The 2,974-nt window shown below is 66.1% G+C and carries 3 protein-coding genes; 1 reads left to right on the top strand and 2 read right to left on the bottom strand.

The window, feature by feature from the left end; genetic code table 11:
- Window positions 1-172: 172 nt before the first annotated feature.
- Both AC1DOC_RS33085 and slmA read right to left on the bottom strand, forming a co-directional pair.
- Complete coding sequence (locus tag AC1DOC_RS33085) at window positions 173-1,570, bottom strand: catalase (RefSeq protein WP_478131500.1); 1,398 nt, start codon at window positions 1,568-1,570, stop codon at window positions 173-175.
- Between the two features lie 117 nt (window positions 1,571-1,687).
- The gene (slmA, locus tag AC1DOC_RS33080; protein ID WP_478079167.1) at window positions 1,688-2,341 is read right to left on the bottom strand and encodes a nucleoid occlusion factor SlmA; all 654 of its coding nucleotides are present in this window, start codon (window positions 2,339-2,341) and stop codon (window positions 1,688-1,690) included.
- 120 nt (window positions 2,342-2,461) lie between these two features.
- Here slmA and AC1DOC_RS33075 point away from each other — a divergent pair.
- Window positions 2,462-2,974, top strand: a 513-nt coding sequence (locus AC1DOC_RS33075; protein ID WP_478131499.1) for an NAD-dependent epimerase/dehydratase family protein, incomplete at its 3' end; no start/stop codon positions are given.

The raw sequence follows: 2,974 nt of genomic DNA, 5'->3' as shown, positions 1-2,974 counted from the left end.
CCTTCCAGGTGATAGCTCATACGAACCTCCGTTCAGAAGCCACACGAACACGGAACTTGTCGCCGCGACTCAGCGGCAAGGGGGGCGCTGATCCTACGCTTCGCAACCGGGCAAGTCGAGCACGATGCCCGGCCGCGCGCACTACCCTGGGTACCCCATTGCCGCCCGTGGATCAGCTGCGGCTTGCGTCGTGCGCCGGCTTGCCGATCTGCACGCTCACCTCCTCGCCCTTGAGCCTGGCCTGCACGGCCTTGATGGCCTTGTCGAGCCGCGCGCCGTAGTCGGCATCGGCCTGGCGGAAGTAGCTCACCGAACGGTCGATGATGTCCTGCCGCGTCACCGCACCCAGGCCGCCCGCGATGTTGTTCACCAGGCGCTCCTTGGCGGCTTCGTCCATCAGCCGGTAGAGGTCGCCGGCCTGCACGAAGTCGTTGTCCTCGGGGTGCTGCTGCCACTGGTGGCTGCCGGTCCAGCCATGGATCTCGAGCGGCGCGTAGACCGGCTCGTTGCTCTGCTTGGGCGCATCGCTGAAGCTGTTGGGCTCGTAATTGGGGCCGCGGCCGCCGTTGCCGTCGCCGCGCATCGCGCCGTCGCGGCCGTAGTTCTGCGCCGTGGTCGCATGCGGGCGGTTCACCGGCAGCTGCGTGTGGTTGATGCCCAGGCGGTAGCGCTGCGTGTCGCCGTAGCTGAACAGGCGGCCCTGCAGCATCTTGTCGGGCGAAGGGCCGATGCCGGGCACGAAGTTGGCCGGGTTGAACGCGGCCTGCTCGATCTCGGCAAAGTAATTGTCGGGATTGCGGTTGAGCGTGAGGATGCCGATGTCGATCTTCGGATAGTCCTTGTGCGACCAGACCTTGGTGAGGTCGAAGGGGTTGAAGCGGTAGGTCTGCGCCTCGGCCACCGGCATGATCTGCACCTGCACCTTCCAGCTCGGGAATTCGCCGCGCTCGATGGAATGCAGCAGGTCGAGGTGGTGGTGGTTCGGGTTTTCGCCGCCCACGCGCTGCGCCTCTTCGGCCACGAAGGTCTCGATGCCCTGGTGGGTCTTGAAGTGGTACTTGACCCAGAAGGCCTCGCCCTTGGCGTTCACCCACTGGAAGGTGTGCGAGCCGAAGCCGTCCATGTGGCGGTAGCTCTTCGGAATGCCGCGGTCACCGAACAGCCAGGTGAACTGGTGCGTCGCTTCGGGCGAGTGCGAGAAGAAGTCCCAGGCGTTGTTGGGCTCCTGCACGTGGCTGTAGGGGTCGCGCTTCTGCGAATGGATGAAGTCGGGAAATTTGAGCGGGTCGCGGATGAAGAAGACCGGCGTGTTGTTGCCGACGAGATCGTAGTTGCCGTCTTCGGTATAGAACTTGAGCGCGAAGCCGCGCGGGTCGCGCACGGTGTCGGCCGAGCCGAGTTCGGCATGCACCACGCGCTCCGGAATGCGCTCGCGGTCGAAGCGCGCAAGCTTCTCGATCAGGTGGTGGTCCTGCATCAGCACGGGGCCGCCGGGGCCGGCGGTCTGCGACTGCTGGTTGTTCTCGACGGGCGCGCCGTTTTCGGTGGTGAGCTTGCGGGAGTCGGTCATGGGTGGGCTTTCCTCTGGAGTTGTAGGGGCCCATGCATTTTGTCAATGAATACAGCCTTGCTGCATCACATTGAGCTATCGCCTCGATAGGCGGCCCGCCGAAGGCCGCCCGAGGTTTCAGACGATCAGCGCGATCGTGGCTTCGAGGTACTCCGACGGCGCCCGCCGGAAGCCTGAGCGCGTGAAGCGCTGCAACTGCCCGACCACGAAGGCCGTGAGCGCCGCGGCGCGCACCTGCGCGTCCACGCTCGGGGTGGCCGAGCCGTCCGCGGCGGCCGCCCCGCGCAGCACTTGGCGCAGCGTGGCCTCGATCTTGTCGAAGAACTGGTTCATGCGCTGCTGGAGGCGCTCGTTCTCGAACACCAGCGCATCGCCCACCATGACGCGCGTCATGCCGGGGTTGCGCTCGGCAAACTGCACGAGCAGCGTGAGGATCTTTGCGGCCTGCTGGGCGCCCGTTGCGCCTTCGCGCTCGAGGATCTGGTTCACCAGCGTGAAGACGCTCTGCTCGATGAAGTCGATCAGGCCCTCGAACATCTGGGCCTTGCTCGCGAAGTGGCGATAGAGCGCGGCCTCGCTGACGTCGAGCCGCGCGGCCAGCGCCGCGGTGGTCACGCGCTCGGCGCCGGGCTGCTCGAGCATGGCGGCCAGCGCCTGCAGGATCTGCACGCGCCGCTCCCCGGGCTTGGGGCGTTTTCGGACCGGCGCGACGGGCGTCAGCGTTTCGGTCTGGGTTTCTATGCCGGGATAGCTTGTCTCTTCGTTCTGCATGGAAGCGCGTGCAAAGATGTAATCAATTGATTCTCGCACAGGGCCGCGCAGTGAGCGCGCGCAAACCGGCCCCGGGAAAGCTCGTACAGAATCGGCCCATTCAACCAAGCAAAAGTTCTCATGGCCCCAAAAAGCGTTCTGGTGACGGGTGGTGCAGGTTTCATTGGCAGCCACACCTGCGTCGCGCTGGCCGCCGCCGGATACACACCGGTCATTCTCGACAATCTGGGCAACAGCGACATCCGGGTATTGGAGCGGTTGCGGCAGATCACAGGCAGCGCGCCACGGCTGATCGAGGGCGATGTGCGCGACCGGGCGCTGCTCGACCGCGTGCTGGGCGAAGAAGGCTTTGCGGCCGTGATCCACTTCGCGGGCCTGAAGGCCGTGGGCGACTCGGTGGCCGACCCGCTCACCTACTACGACAACAACGTGCACGGCAGCCTCGTGCTCGCCTCGGCCATGCAGCAGGCGGGCGTGCGGACGCTGATCTTCTCGTCGTCCGCCACGGTGTACGGCGAACCCGACCACTCGCCCATTCCGGAAGACGCGCCCTGCAGGCCGGCCAACCCCTACGGGCGCTCCAAGCGCATGGTGGAAGAGGCGCTGGCCGACCTGCACCGCGCACAGCCGGGC

This window comes from Variovorax sp. 01T439_2 (genome assembly GCF_056398445.1).
The sequence above is the reverse complement of the archived record's forward strand: the minus strand, read 5'-3'. Positions and strand labels throughout refer to the sequence as shown.

Coding starts and splice junctions, on each gene's coding strand:
- AC1DOC_RS33085 (WP_478131500.1), bottom strand. CDS start 1,570: ATGACCGACTCCCGCAAGCTCACCACCGAAAACGGCGCGCCCGTCGAG.
- slmA (WP_478079167.1), bottom strand. CDS start 2,341: ATGCAGAACGAAGAGACAAGCTATCCCGGCATAGAAACCCAGACCGAA.